Source organism: Promicromonospora soli (genome assembly GCF_014653785.1).
GTDB lineage: Bacteria > Actinomycetota > Actinomycetes > Actinomycetales > Cellulomonadaceae > Promicromonospora > Promicromonospora soli.
This window is the reverse complement of sequence record NZ_BNAS01000003.1, coordinates 460,803-474,646: the sequence shown is the minus strand read 5'-3', so window position 1 is coordinate 474,646 and position 13,844 is coordinate 460,803. Positions and strand designations below refer to the sequence as shown.

8 protein-coding genes and 2 pseudogenes are annotated in these 13,844 nt (G+C 70.1%); 2 read left to right on the top strand and 8 right to left on the bottom strand.

The window, feature by feature from the left end; genetic code table 11:
* Window positions 1–16: 16 nt before the first annotated feature.
* From IE250_RS12205 to IE250_RS12195, 3 genes are all read right to left on the bottom strand, one after another.
* Window positions 17–1,339 (bottom strand): extracellular solute-binding protein, encoded by a 1,323-nt coding sequence (locus IE250_RS12205; protein ID WP_189669545.1) that lies wholly within the window; start codon window positions 1,337–1,339, stop codon window positions 17–19.
* A 71-nt stretch (window positions 1,340–1,410) separates the two neighbouring features.
* Window positions 1,411–3,528 (bottom strand): glycoside hydrolase family 36 protein, encoded by a 2,118-nt coding sequence (locus IE250_RS12200; RefSeq protein ID WP_189669544.1) that lies wholly within the window; start codon window positions 3,526–3,528, stop codon window positions 1,411–1,413.
* 85 nt (window positions 3,529–3,613) lie between these two features.
* Complete coding sequence (locus tag IE250_RS12195) at window positions 3,614–4,642, bottom strand: LacI family DNA-binding transcriptional regulator (RefSeq protein WP_229872382.1); 1,029 nt, start codon at window positions 4,640–4,642, stop codon at window positions 3,614–3,616.
* A gap of 284 nt (window positions 4,643–4,926) precedes the next feature.
* On the opposite strand from IE250_RS12195, the gene IE250_RS12190 reads away from it, so the two are divergent.
* Together IE250_RS12190 and IE250_RS12185 are read left to right on the top strand one after the other, a co-directional pair.
* The gene (locus IE250_RS12190) at window positions 4,927–7,590 is read left to right on the top strand and encodes a carbohydrate-binding protein (protein ID WP_189669543.1); all 2,664 of its coding nucleotides are present in this window, start codon (window positions 4,927–4,929) and stop codon (window positions 7,588–7,590) included.
* 334 nt (window positions 7,591–7,924) lie between these two features.
* Window positions 7,925–10,585 carry a CBM35 domain-containing protein gene (locus IE250_RS12185; protein WP_189669542.1) on the top strand — a complete coding sequence of 887 codons (2,661 nt, stop codon included), beginning with the start codon at window positions 7,925–7,927 and terminating at the stop codon, window positions 10,583–10,585.
* A gap of 102 nt (window positions 10,586–10,687) precedes the next feature.
* On the opposite strand, the pseudogene IE250_RS12180 reads toward IE250_RS12185, so the two are convergent.
* From IE250_RS12180 to IE250_RS12160, 5 genes and pseudogenes are all read right to left on the bottom strand, one after another.
* Window positions 10,688–11,379: pseudogene (locus IE250_RS12180) on the bottom strand (ABC transporter substrate-binding protein).
* 72 nt (window positions 11,380–11,451) lie between these two features.
* A complete protein-coding gene (locus IE250_RS12175) occupies window positions 11,452–12,012 on the bottom strand; it encodes a HutD/Ves family protein (protein ID WP_189669541.1) in 561 nt (186 codons plus the stop codon).
* Window positions 12,009–12,137: pseudogene (locus IE250_RS12170) on the bottom strand (imidazolonepropionase); the annotation flags it as partial. The gene IE250_RS12175 and the pseudogene IE250_RS12170, both read right to left, overlap by 4 nt.
* A gap of 34 nt (window positions 12,138–12,171) precedes the next feature.
* Complete coding sequence (locus tag IE250_RS12165; protein ID WP_189669540.1) at window positions 12,172–12,942, bottom strand: enoyl-CoA hydratase-related protein; 771 nt, start codon at window positions 12,940–12,942, stop codon at window positions 12,172–12,174.
* Window positions 12,939–13,844: a 3-hydroxyacyl-CoA dehydrogenase family protein gene (locus IE250_RS12160; RefSeq protein WP_189669539.1), complete on the bottom strand. Its 906-nt coding sequence runs from the start codon at window positions 13,842–13,844 to the stop codon at window positions 12,939–12,941. The genes IE250_RS12165 and IE250_RS12160 overlap by 4 nt, the downstream gene beginning before the upstream one ends.

Sequence of the window (13,844 nt, the reverse complement as noted above, 5' to 3'; positions counted from 1 at the left end):
ACCCAGCGGGTCTGGGTCAGAAGCCTTCGATGCCCTGGGCTCGGGCGAGCTGGGCGAACTGGTCCTGGGTCTGCTGCGCGACCTCTTCGGGCGTGGTCGTGCCCTGGATCATGTCGGCCAGGTAGATGTACAGGTCGGGGTTCGCCACGGCGAGCGCCTGCATGGACCCGACGGACTCACCGAGGGACGCGTGGACGTCCAGGAGCGCCTGCGGCACGGACTCCGGCGTCGGGACGCCGTCCTGCAGCGAGATCGTGTCGCGGTCCGCCACGAAGTCGGCGTACCCGTCGCCGAGCCAGTACGACAGCAGCTGGCGCGCGGCCGCCTCCTGGTCGGCGGCGCCGGTCTTGAAGGCGACGAGCGCGTTCGACTGGTCCGGGATGAACGTGCCGACGTTGCCGGTGGGCGAGATCGGGAAGAAGCCGATCTTCTCGTCGAGCTCGGCCGAGTCCGCCTTGGCCTGGAGCTGGCCGAAGAACGAGTTGACCTGGACCGCCATCGCGGCGTCCCCCGCCAGCAGGGCGTCCGCCTGGTCCTCGAACGTCGCGGTCTTGATGTCCTCGTTGAAGAGGCCCTCGTCGACCAGGCCCTTGTACGTCTCGATGGCGCCGAGGATCGTGGGGTCGGTGAACTTCTCCTCGCCGGTGTTCACGCGGTCCCACAGGCCGTCCTGGGCGGCGTCGGCGAGCTGGACCTGCACCCACCACTGCGTGGCCCACTGGTCGCCGGCCATCTCGAAGAACGGCGTCTCGCCGTCGGACTTCAGGGTGCGGGCGGTCTCGAGGAAGCTGTCCCAGTCGGTGGGCGTCTCCGTGATCCCGTGCTCGGCGAAGACCTCCTTGTTGTAGTACACGCCCTCGACCGCGGGGCTGGTGATCAGGGCCGCGTAGCGGGTGTCGTCCAGGATGCCGGTGATGTCGGCGAGGCCCTCGCTGTACGAGTCGACCCACGGCGCGCCGTCGAGCGGCTGCAGGTTGGTCGGCGCGTTGAGCGCGGTGAGCATCGAGCCGGTCGGCTGCCAGAACGCCAGGTCGGGCAGGTCACCCGTGGCGACCTTGGTCTGGACGCCCTGCTCGTACGGGTCGGGGATCGTGACGACCTCGACCTCGGCACCGGTCAGCTCCTCGAACCCGGCGACGACGGCGTCGGGCGCGGTGTTGGAGTTCTGCGCGGCCCAGATGGTGAGCGTGGTCCCGGTCAGGTCCGTGTCCTGCGCGGGCCACTCCGCCGAACCGGCGCTCGGGTCGGCGCCGCCGCTGCCCGCCGTCGGGTCGCTGCACCCGGCGGCGAGGAGGCCGACGGCGACAGCCGCCGTCGTGATGGTCAGATACCGCTTCATTTCGACTCCTTGGATGGACGCAGTCTTCGCCGACTGCGGGTCGAGCCGGGGCCGGCCAGCGGCCCCGATGGTCAGGTGAGGCCGGCGTGCCGGACTCGGAGGACGCGGGCCTGTGGGCCTGCGGGGATGCGGAGTTGGACGGGTCCGTCCGCGTCGCGCGTGACGTGCCACCCGTCGTCGGGCGGCCCATAGGCGATGTCGACCGCTCCCGCGGGAAGGTCGAGGTCGAGCTCGGTGGCCTCGGCCCCGCGCCACCAGACGACGACGAGCGACTCGTCGGCGCTGCGCAGACCGGCGGCCACCAGCGGCGCGCTCCAGGTCGGCAGACCCAGCGGCCAGAACGGCACGGAGTCGACCAGCCGCGACGTCCACTGCTTCGCCAGGTCGACCCCGGCGGCGACGAGCGCCGCCTGCTCGGGCGACATCTCGTGCAGCTTGCCGGAGAGGTAGAGCCGGCCGGCGAGCCCCGTGCACAGGGTGAAGACGATCTGCTCGTCGGTCATGTCGGGCTGGGGGTAGGCCCAGTTCGCCGCCTGCTCGGGGACGATCCCGACCAGCGCGCCGGCCGCGATCGGCGGGTAGAGCAGCGGGTTCTGCTGGTCCGACGTCGACTGCAGGTCGAGCCGGGACAGCAGCGCGTAGTCGGAGCGCATGGCTCCCGACGCGCAGTTCTCGATCACGAGGTTGGGGTGGCGCGCCAGGACGCCGTCGATCCAGTCGAGGTGGGCCCGGTTCTGCTGGAGGAGGCCGTCGCCCGGGCTGTCGGCGTCCTGGTCGGTGCCCACGCCGGGGGTGACGTTGTAGTCGAGCTTGAAGTAGCCGACGCCGAAGCACTCGACCAGGCGGTCGACCACCTCGTCCAGGTGCTTGACGACGTCGCGGTGCCGCAGGTCGAGCAGGTGCCTGCCGTGCTCGGTGATCCGCACGCCGTGGCGCTGCAGGAACGCCTCGTCCGGCAGCCGTTCGACCAGTGGGCTGCGCACGCCGATGACTTCGGGTTCGAGCCAGAGCCCCGGCACCATGCCGCCCGCGCGGACAGCGGCGGTGACCCGCCGCAGGCCGCCGTCGGGGAACCGCGACACCGACGGTTCCCAGAGGCCCACGGAGTCCCACCAGTCGCCGCCGTCGTCGTACCACCCGGCGTCGATGCAGAAGTACTCCGCCCCGGCCCTGGCCGCCCCGTCGATCAACGGCAGGAGCTTGGCCGTGGTCGGGTCGCCCATGAGCGTGTTCATGTAGTCGTTGAACACGACGGCGGGGCGGCGCGGGTTGCGGCGCAGCGCCCGGCGGTGCCGGGTCATCTCCGCCAGGGCATCCTGCCACCCCGACGACGCCGCGAGGGAGACCTGGACAGACTCGAACGACTCGCCGGCCCCGAGGACCCGGGTCCAGGCGTGGTCGTCGTCGGTGGGGCCGAACAGGCCCAGTACGAGCACCTCGTCGTCGCTCTCGTCGAGGCGGACCCCCAGCTCGGCGCGCCACGCGCCGTTGTGCTCGACCTGCCACGCGAGGCCGGGACCGCCTTCGGCCAGGAGGACGCCGGCCGGGTTGTACCGCCCCGACGACCACGAGCCTGTGCTGACCAGGCTGCGCGCGCCGCGCGCGTCCTGGTGCTGGTGCGCGGGCAGGTCGAGCCCGACGAGCCCGTCCTGGCCCGAGAGCGACGTCCAGGCCCAGCGGTTCTCGCCGACCCATTCGCTCCTGCCCTCCAGCGACAGCGTGTCCGCGACCGGGACCGCGCCGACCGGGCGGCCGATCATCAGCGACGACACCGTCTGGAGCACGACGGGCGCCGACCCGTCGTTGCGGACGGACGTCCACGACTGCAACGAGCTGCCATTCGCGCGGACCCGGAGGTGGGAGGTCACGTGCAGCCCGGTGACCGCGTCGCCCTGGAACACCCGGACGGTCGTCCAGCCGTCCTCCGACGTCACGTCATGGCCCAGGACCCGCAGCCGCGCACCGATCGCCGTCGCGGTGTTGCGGGTGTTGGCGTTGGCTCGGCCCTGCCCGACCGCGAGGATCTCCACGAGAGGCTGCGTCGGCGTTCCCGCGCCGGCGCTCGTGGCCAGGCCGGCCGGGGCGTCGTCGGGCAGGACGAGCACGAGCTCGCCCGAGTCCTCGGACCAGAGGATCAGTCGCGTCGCTGCGGAGCTGTGGTTCGCCGTCGTCGGCTGGCTTCCTTGCACGGCCCTATGAAAGCGCATATCAGAATCGAGCGCAAGACCCTCCGGGCAGGTCCCTTTCAGGCGGGCCCAGGGGGCGCAACCGCTTTCAGACGGAGTGGACGGCGCGCGGGGCCGCCGACGACCTCAGGATCAGGTCGGGCACAAAACGCACGGACGCGGGGACGGTGCCGCTGTCGATCTGCGCGTTGAGCAGGTGGAACGCCTTCTGACCCAGCCGGACGAAGTCCTGCCGCACGGTCGTCAGGGGCGGGGTCCACAGGTGGCTGAGCGGATGGTCGTCGAAGCCGATGACGCTGACGGCCTCGGGGACGCTCTTGCCGGCGTCGGTCAGCCCCTTGGTGAGCCCCATCGCGAGCTCGTCGTTGCCACACAGCACCGCCGTCACTTCGGGATCGAGCGCGAGCCTCGTGCCGGCGTCGTAGCCGGAGTCCGGCGCCCAGTCGGCGTAGAGCACGGGCGGGACGGGCGCGCCGGCCTCCGTGAGCGCGTCGCGCCAGCCCAGCATGCGGGCGCTCGGGCGGCCCGGCGACGGGATCGCCACGTGATGCACCGTGTGATGGCCGATCTCAAGGAGGTGCTTCGTCGCGCGGGCAGCCGCGAAGCGGTCGTCCATGAAGGCGTGCGCCACCTGCTCGTCCGCCGGCCGGCCCGAGGCCGCCGCCACGACGGGCAGCCACGGGGGGATCGCCGCGAGCGCGGCCACGCCCGGCGGGTCGTACTCGAGCACTATCGCGCCGGCCATCGGCTGGCCGAGCGCGTGGTCGATCGCCGCGTCGACGGTGCGCTTGTCGTCGGTCTCGACGACCGAGATGACCACCATGTAGCCGGCCTGGCGCGCAGCCTCCTCAATACCCTGGAGGGTCGAGGCGTAGCCGTACCGCGTGGTGTCCCCGGCGAACACGGCGATCATCGGCTGGCCGCCGGTCGCGAGCGCCCGGGCGGCGCCGTTCGGCCGAAACCCCAGCTCCTTGATCGCCGCCATGACGCGGGCGCGGCGCTCGGGGCCGACCGGCACGGAGCCGCTGAGCACGCGCGAGACGGTCGGGACGGAGACGCCGGCGACGCGTGCGACGTCGGCGATGACAGGCGGCTTCATCGGGCGGTCAGGTTCCACGAGGCCAGGTTACGTGCAAGTGCGGCAATCATCGAGGGCCCTCTTGCCAAACACGGATGATTAGCGCTTTCATGTTCCCGGCATCGCGTCTTCGACACGATTGCCGCCCCCTCCCGCCCTCTCGGCACGAATGACACCGCGCGGCACGGAGGGTCGACCACTGGTCCCGATCCACGAAGGACGATCCACGAAGGAGTGGAACACAGGTGAGCATTCCTGATAGCGCAGATCAGACTCAGCCCGGAGGCCGATCCAGGCGGCGGCGAGGATGGAGCGGCATCGCGGTGACAGCACTCGTCGCGACCACCCTCACGGTCGCGCAGCCGGCGATGGCAGAGACCGACGTCCTAACGGTGGACTTCGCTGCCACGACCGGCGCCTTCCGCGGCGGCGCGACCGGCACGCTGTACGGCTTCGGAGACATCGGCGTCCCGACGTCGGCGCTCGTCAACGGCGCCCACATCACCAACTCGTCCCAGCGTGCCCCGTTCGGCACCCAGCACCCCAGCGGTGACTCGCTGCGGATCGAGGACGGGTTCTTCGCCAAGCACGGTACGGAGCTGGCGATCTACATCCAGGACTACTACCCCGACTGGCCCTACAACGGCGGACAGCGCCCGGGGGACACGCGCACCTACAACCAGTCGACCGGCACGTTCACCAACCAGGCGAACGGCGTGTGGGACTACCTCGAGGTCGTCGAGTTCGTCACCGAAGCGGTGGCCTCGCAGTCCGACCGCCCCGAGTCCTACCTCTTCATCCCGTTCAACGAGCCCGACGGCGGCAACTGGTACCCGAACTGGTCGACCCAGCGCGACCAGTTCCTTGCCGACTGGACCGCGGTCCACGCGAAGATCCAGCAGGTCTGGCAGCGCCACGGCCTCGGGCACGCGCGCATCGGCGGCCCCGGCGACACCGGCTGGCGGGCCACACGCTCGGCCGACATCCTCCGGTACACGCGTGACAAGGGGAACCTGCCGGACGTGTTCATCTGGCACGAGCTGGGCATCAACAACCTCGCCACCTACCGGACGCACTTCGCCGACTACCGTGCGCTCGAGCAGTCGCTGGGCGTCCCGCCGATCCCCGTCAACATCACCGAGTACGGCATGTTGCGCGACATGGGCGTACCCGGACAGCTCGTCCAGTGGTTCTCCATGTTCGAGGACACGAAGGTCGACGCCCAGACCGCCTACTGGAACTACGCCGGCAACCTCTCCGACAACACCGCCCGTCCGGGCGGCGCCAACGGCGGCTGGTGGATGTTCAAGTGGTACGGCGACCTGGCCGGGTCGCAGACCGTCAAGGTGACACCGCCTCAGCCGAACGCGGTCGACAGCCTCCAGGGCATCGGGGCGATCGACACGGCCAACCGCCGCGCGACCGTGCTCTACGGCGGCACCGGCGACGACGTCCAGGTCGACCTACGCGGCCTCTCCTCCGCCGTCTTCGGCACCGCCGTCGACGTGGAGGTCCGCGAGGTCACGCTCACCGGCGCAGAGGGCCTCGCCGGCACTCCGCGCGTCGTCCGCGCTCTGGACGGGGCTGCGGTCAACGGCGGCAACCTGAGCCTCACCGTCCCGACGTACGACCGGTACGCCGCCTACCAGGTGGTGGTCACGCCGGCGCAGGATCGAGCGATCACCGTCGATCCGGTCTGGACGACGAGCGTGGAGGCCGAGGCTACCCAGCTCACCGCCGCCACGGCCTACAACCAGGACCCCCAGGCTGGCGGGGGCTGGAAGTTCCTCGCCTCAGGGAGCACCGACGTCGGGTCGTTCAACCAGCCGACGTCCAAGGCGGACTGGACGGTGACCGTTCCCCGAACCGGCACCTACCGATTCCAGGTCATCGGCTCCGCGCCGGGCAAGCCCGGCCGACACGCCCTCTTCGTCGACGGCTCCAACCGGACCACCATCCAGTACACGGGCGACCTCGCGCTCAACGCGACATCCAAGTGGCAGTACCGCGGCAGCGCCGAGGTCTCGGTGTCGCTCACCGCGGGGACGCACGTCCTGTCCGTCCGGGCGAGCCAGAACGGCACCCAGGTCCTCCCGGGCTCGGACATCACCCTCGACAAGTTCGTCCTGACCGACACCACCGACGGCGAGCCGACGGCGTACCCCGCGAGCACCCTGCGGTACTACGGCGGGGCTGCCCTCGGCTGGCAGTCCGGGACGCGAGGCTTCGGCAGCATCACCGGCCAGGCACAGCGGGCCGACGCCTACCTCAACGCGATGGAGACCGGCTACTACGACCTCGCGGTTGAGTACAACACCACGGGGGCGTCCGACCTGCGCCTCAGCCTCGGGGGCCGCGCCCTCCCGGTGGTCCAGGTCCCGAACGGCGGTAACCGCCGGACCACTGTCCGCGCCCACCTCACGGAGGGAATCAACGAGCTCGAGCTGAGGTCCAACCTTGGGGTTCGGGTCAAGTCGGTGACCGTCACGCGCGCGCCGGGGGGCGACGCCTCGGCGTCGACCATCGAGGGCGAGGCACTGACGCGTAACGGGAGCGCCGCGGTGGCGAACGTCGATCCCAATGCCGGCTCGAACGCCTCGGGCGGCCAGTACGTGGGGTGGGTCGGCAAGGGGAGCAACAACTACGTCTCGATCCCCCGTAGCGGCGGGTTCGCCGCTCCCGGCAGCTACGACCTCGTCGTCCACTACGCGAACGCCGAGCTGGCGGGTTCGCACGACTACAACCCACAGGTGGTCGACCGGCAGGTCGTCGTGACCGAGGGCACGGGGACGACGCCCGTCGGTTCCGCGTTCTTCCGGTACACCTACGCGTGGAACAGCTTCTGGCAGCGGACCGTACCGATCACCCTGACCACGAGCACCGGCGCTATCCGGCTCGGGAACCCCACGGCCTATGCTCCCGACATCGACAAGGTGACGGTCGCCCCGCTCGTCATCGGCTCACCCACCACGGTCCAGATCGGCTGACGCCCACCCGTAACTCGCCGAGGTAGTCATCTGGCGACGTAGTCATGCAGCGAGGTAGTCACCCAGCGCGAACCGGGTGGCTACCTCGCCGCATGACTACACCGCCACCCTTGCCAACACGGATGATTGACGCTTTCATGGTCCCGGCGCCACGTTTTCGACGCGGCCGCCGCCCTCCTCCCGACCCGGCACCGTTGCGACGTCGCAGGATGGAGGACCGACCGATGGCCCCGATCCACGAAGGAGTGGAACACAGGTGAGCAATCCTGATAGCGCAGATCAGACTAAGCTCGAAGGCCGATCCAGGCGACGGCGAGGATGGAGCGGCACTGCAGTGACAGTCCTGGTAGCAGCCACACTCACGGTCGCTCCGTCGGCCGCGGCCGAGCCCGAAGGCCTCGCGGTGGACTTTGGCGCCACGACCGGTGCCTTCCGGGGCGGCGCGACCGGCACGCTCTACGGGTTCGGCGACGAGGGCGCGCCCACGCAGGCACTGATCAACGGCGCGCACATCACCAACTCCTCGCAGAAGCCGCCGTTCGGGACGCAGCACCCGAGCGGGGACATCCTCAAGATCGAGGACGGTTTCTTCGCCAAGCACGGCGAGGAGCTCGCGATCTACATCCAGGACCACTACCCCGACTGGCCGTACCACCGCGGGGTGCGCGTCGGTGACGTGCGCACCTACGACCAGACCACCGGGGAGTACGTCGAGGAGCCGAACGGCGTCTGGGACTACCTCGAGGTCGTCGAGCTCATGGTGGAGGTAGTCGCCACGCAGTCCGACCACCCCGAGGAGTACCTGTTCATCCCCTTCAACGAGCCGGACGGCATCTGGTACCAGAACTGGCCAACGATGCGTGACACCTTCCTGACCGACTGGAAGGCGGTGCACGACAAGATCCAGGAGGTCTACGCCCGCCACGGGCTGGCGCCCGCGCGGATCGGCGGCCCCGGCGACGCGCGCTGGCAGCCCGAGCGGTCACGGGACTTCCTCACGTTCGCGAAGCAGCACGACGTGCTTCCCGACGTCTTCATCTGGCACGAGCTCGGCATCAACAACCTTTCCACGTACCGGACGCACTTCGCCGACTACCGCGCGCTAGAGCAAGAGGTGGGCGTCTCGCCGATCCACGTCAATATCACCGAGTACGGCATGCTCCGCGACATGGGCGTGCCCGGCCAGCTCATCCAGTGGTTCTCCATGTTCGAGGACACCAAAGTCGACTCGCAGACCGCCTACTGGAACTACGCCGGCAACTTCTCCGACAACAGCGCCCGGCCGAACGGGGCCAACGGCGGCTGGTGGATGTTCAAGTGGTACGGCGACCTGGCCGGGTCGCAGACCGTCAAGGTGACGCCGCCCGAGCTGAACGCCGTCGACAGCCTCCAGGGCATCGGGGCGATCGACGCCGCCAACCGCCGCGCGACGGTGCTCTACGGCGGCACCGACTCCGACGTGCAGCTCGACCTGCGCGGCCTCTCCCACGCCGTCTTCGGCAACACCGTGGACGTCGAGGTCCGCGAGGTAACAGTCACCGGCGCCGAGGGGCTCGCCGGCACCCCGCGCGTCGTCCACGCCGTCGACGGGGCGCGCGTGACGGAAGGCAAGCTGAACCTGACGGTGCCGACGTACGACCGGTACGCCGCCTACCAGGTGGTGGTCACGCCCGCGCAGGACCGGGCGATCACGGCGGACCCGGTCTGGTCGACCAGCGTGGAGGCCGAGGACACGGCGCTCACTGCTGCCCGGACCTACTTCCAGGACCCGCAGGCGGGCGGCGGCTGGAAGTTCCTCGCCTCGGGGAGCCACGACGTCGGCTCGTTCAACCAGCCGACCTCCAAGGCCGACTGGACCGTCACCGTGCCCCGCACCGGCACCTACCGGTTCCAGGTCATCGGCGCGACGCCGGGCTCGGCCGGCCGGCACGCCCTCTTCGTCGACGGCGCGCACCGGACCACCATCCAGTACACGGCGGACCTCGCACTCAACGCCACCTCCCGGTGGCAGTACCGGGGCAGCACGGAGGTCTCCGTGCAGCTCACCGCGGGCACCCATGTCCTGTCCGTCCGGGCGAGCCAGAACGGGAGCCAGGTGCTGCCGAACTCGGACATCACGCTGGACAAGTTCGTGCTGACGGACATCACCGACGGTGAGCCGACCACCTACCCGGCGAGCACCCTGCGCTTCTACGGCGGGGCGGGCCTCTCCTGGGATTCGGGTACGCGCGGCTTCGGCGGCATCGCGGGCTCAGGCCAGCGGGCCGACGCCTACCTCACCGCGATGGAGACCGGCTACTACGACGTCGCGGTGGAGTACCAGACCACCGGCGCGTCCGACCTGCGCCTCAGTCTCGGGGGCCGCGCGCTCCCGGCGGTGCAGGTGCCGAACGGCGGGCACCGCCGCACCACGGTCCGTGCCCACCTGACCGAAGGGATCAACGAGCTCGAGCTGCGGTCGAACCGCGGCGTCCGCGTGAAGTCGGTGACCGTGACGCGGGCGCCGGCCGGCGACGCGGCGGCGTCGACCTTCGAGGCCGAGGACCTGCCGCTGGGCGGGGACGCCGCAGTGGTGAGCGTGGACGCCGCGTCGGGCTCGAACGCCTCCGGCGGCAAGTACGTGGGCTGGGTAGGCATGGGGAGCGACAACCACATAGCGATCCCCCGCGGCGACGGGTTCGACGCTCCTGGTGACTACGACCTCGTGGTCCACTACGCGAACGCCGAGACGGCCGGGCGGCACGACTACAACCCGCAGGTGGTCGACCGTCAGGCCGTCGTGACGGAGGGAGCGCAGGCGACACCCGTGGGTTCCGCCTTCTTCCGCTACACCTACTCGTGGACCAGCTTCTGGCAGCGGACGGTGCCGATCACGCTGACCACGAGCACCGGCGACCTCCGGATCGGGAACCCTTCGGCCTGGGCTCCCGACATCGACAAGGTGACGATCGCCCCGCTCGTCGTCGGAACGCCCACGACGGTCCGGGTCGGCTGAGGCCCACCCCGGCTCGCCGAGGTGGCACATCCCGCTGGTCGAGCTTGTCGAGGCCCGGTCTCGACAGGCTCGACCAGCGGAGAGTTCTGCTTCGCCGGACGGCTACTTCAGCAGGCCGGCGTCGGTCAGCCAGTCCTTCGCGATGTCCGCGAGGGCCTCGCCAGAACCGGCACGGCCGTTCATCTCGATCAGGTCCTCAGTGGTCAGCGCCGCGGACACGTCGTTCAGCGTCGTGGTGATGGTGTCGTCCACCTTGTCGGTGCGGACGATGGGCAGGATGTTCTCGGCGGCGAACAGCGACTTGTCGTCCTCCAGCGACACGAGGTCGTTCTCGGCGATACCCGGGTCGGTGCTGAAGATGTCGCCCGCCTGCACCTGGCCGGAGGTCAGCGCCGTCATGGTGAGCGGCCCGCCAGCGTCCAGGCTGACGAACTCCTTGAACTTCAGGCCGTAGACCTCCTCCAGGCCGACGACGCCGCTGACCGTTTCTTCCACTCCGGCGGGCCGCCGAGAGAGATCTCGCCGGCCACCGGCTCGAGGTCGGAGATGGTCTCCAGGTCGTACTTGTCGGCCGTCTCCTGCGTCACCGCGAGCACGCCCTTGTCCTGCGCGTCCGAGGCGTCGAGCATCGTGAGGTCGTCGGGCAGGACCTCCCCGCCCGCGGCGAGCACGTCCTCGGTGGTGCTCGCGGTGGCCTTGGTGTCGAGGTACTTGAGCAGGGAGCCGGCGTAGTCCGGGACGAGGTCGATCGAGCCGTCCTGGACGGCCTCGATGTAGACCTCGCGGCTACCGATGTTGAACTTCTCGTCGACGTCGACGTCGGCGTCCTGCAGGGCCAGGGAGGCGGTGAGCGAGCAAGGGAACCTTTAGGAGTACCGGAGATCGGTGAGTTCTATTACCGCAACCAGTCCATGCCGGATGATGATCTCGTCACCCGCTGTGAAGAGGGCAGCGTCGAGGTATGCGAGTGCAACCGTGTCTGTGACGACATCGTCTGAGAGCGCCACGACCAGAAGGCTCTGCCCGGGGCTCGGCGCAAGTCGTGATCCTGGCGCGGCGCCGATCTTCAGGTCAGCTGTGCCGCGGTCGCGGGAGACGATGATGTTGAGGTCGGTGGTCCGATGCGTCACGTCGACGGCCCGGACGTCTTCCTCGCCCCGGAATCGGAGTGCGCCGAGTCTCGGCACATCGCGCGGGGTCCCGGCTATGGCGAGGCGTACTGCACCGTCGAGCGGGACGAGGACGCGGTCGCAGCCGGGGAACGGCGAGAACGTCCCGTCCTGCGTGATCGTGGCGATGCTCGCACGCCACCACCAGTCCGTCTCCGCACCCGGGGGGTGGTGGGCGATCTCGGAGGTCTCGCCTCCTCCGTTGCGCCACCGGCTCACCGGGCGCGAGGCGGCTCGGAGGATCTGCACCCGAGTCATGAGCGGCGACCGTCCTTCCAGACGGCGTAGGTCAACGGCGTCCCCGGCCGATAGGCCAGGTGCGTCGCCGACGGCGCATCGAGCGCGTGGAGGTCGGCGCGGTGACCGACGGCGATCGAACCGACACCGTCGCCCAGATCGGTCGCACCATTCATGCGATCACCGCCCTTCGAAATCGGGCACGTCGCGGGCGCGGAAGGCCCGCAGGCCCTCGTTCCGGTCGGCGCTGGCGGCGATGAGTGCGGACAGGGCCCGCTCGTGGGCGACACCTACCGTGAGGGGAGCGTCGAACGCCGTGAGCACCGCGTGCTTGGCCATCCGGGTTGCCAGAGGCCCGGCGGCCGCGATGCGGTCCGCGATCATGCGGCTCTCCTCGGTCAGGTCCACCAGGGGCACGACCCGACTCACGAGACCGGAGCTGAGGGCTTCGGCCGCGGTCAGGCGCCGTCCTGTGAGCAGCAGGTCCATCGCCATCGGCTTGCCGATCGCGCGCACGATGCGCTGGGTGCCGCCAGCGCCCGGCACGATGCCGATCGAGGTCTCCGGGAAGCCGAACTGAGCGTTGTCAGCCGCGATGACCACGTCGCAGATGAGCGCGAGCTCGAGTCCGCCGCCGAGTGCGTACCCTGCGACCGAGGCCACGAGCGGCAGCCGGATGGCGGCCACGTCGTCCCATAGCTCGCTGAACCCGCTGGTGTACAGCTCGATCGCCCCGGAGTCGCCGAGCGAGCCGAGGTCCGCGCCGGCGGCGAAAGCGCGCTCGTCTCCCTGGAGCACCACCGCCCGGGTCGTCTCGTCGCGGTCCAGCATGCGCAGGGTGTCGACGAGCTGCAGGAGCAGGTCGCGACTGAGGGCGTTGCGCTTCTCCGGCCGATTCAGAGTGATGACCGCGACGGCGCCGTCCTGCTCGAAGGTGATCGCTCCGGTCATCGTGCGCTCCTCCGCTCGGTCAGTGCCCGCACCGTGTCGTCGCGCTCGGCGACGGCGGAGGCGAGGGTCTCGGGTGTCCACTCGTAGAACCCGCGGCCGGCTTTCGCGCCGAGGGCGCCGTCGGCGACGAGCGAGCTGACGATCGCCGGTACTCCGGATGTCGTGTCGAGCTCGGGCATGATCACGGCCGAGACCTTCTCGACGGTGTCGAGTCCGGCGAGATCCATCAGACGCAGAGGGCCGGACGCCGACCACCGCGGCGCCAGCGTCGTCTCGACGGCGCGGTCGACGTCGGCGACGGTGGCGACACCCGATTCGACCAGGGCGATCGCCTCGCGCAGCAGCGCGTACTGCAGTCGGTTGATCACGAAGCCCGGCACCTCCCGCCGCACCTCGATCACCTCCTTGCCGATGGCGGCGCACAGCGCCATCACCCGCTCGACAGTGACGTCATCGCTTGCTGAGCCGCGAACGACCTCGACCAGGGGCATCACGGCCGGCGGATTGAACCAGTGCAGTCCGACGACGCGTCGGGGGTTCTCGAGCCCGGCCGCGATGGCGGTGATCGGAACACTCGAGGTGTTGGTGGTCAGGATGCAGTCCTCGCGCACGAGCTGTTCGAGCTCGGCGAACACCGCGCGCTTGAGCTCAAGCTGCTCGACGACGTTCTCGCTGACGAACCCGGCCTCCTCGGCGCAGGCAGCGAGGTCCGTCGTGACGGTCACGTGATCGACGGCGTCGCCGATGCGCGCCTCGATCGCGGTCAGGGCGGAGGTGAGCGTCGCACCGCTACGGGAGTAGAGCGACACCGGGTGGCCGTGGGCGGCGAAGACGCCGGCGACGCCGGCACCCATGGTTCCGGCGCCGATCACGGCGATCCTCGTCGGTTCGGGTGCTCTCAT